1 protein-coding gene is annotated in these 427 nt (G+C 76.3%); it reads right to left on the bottom strand.

Features of this window, described 5'->3' with window-relative positions:
* Nucleotides 1-427: iron chelate uptake ABC transporter family permease subunit (locus TW83_RS19080; protein ID WP_045984371.1), on the bottom strand; the 427-nt coding region annotated here is incomplete at both ends.

Raw genomic sequence — 427 nt, forward strand, 5'->3', positions numbered from 1 at the left:
CTGGCAGCAGCGCCAGCCAGCGGCGCAGGGCCAGCGTGGCCAGCCAGACGGCCACGGCCAGGGCCGCCAGCGCGACGGCCCCCGCCATCGGCACGGCGGCCGCAGATCCCGACAGCCAGGACAGGATCGCCCAAGCCCGTGCATCGCCCACCGCCATCATCGCCGACAGCACGGCCGAGGCCAGGGCCGACACCGCGATGCCCGCCAGCAGCACGCGTTCCGCCGGCATGTCTCGGCGCGCTGTGAAGGCCACCAGCACCGCCAGCGCCAGCGCACCCCCCGCCATCGTCCCAAGCGCCAGCGCCAGCGCGCCAGGGGCGGCCAGGCCAAAGACCACCGCCGCATAGCCAAGCGAGGCGCCGCCCGACACGCCCAGCACCTCGGGCGAGGCCAGGGGGTTCGCGGTCAGCCGCTGCAGGATCGCCCC

Source organism: Paracoccus sp. S4493, from assembly GCF_000967735.1.
GTDB lineage: Bacteria > Pseudomonadota > Alphaproteobacteria > Rhodobacterales > Rhodobacteraceae > Paracoccus > Paracoccus marcusii.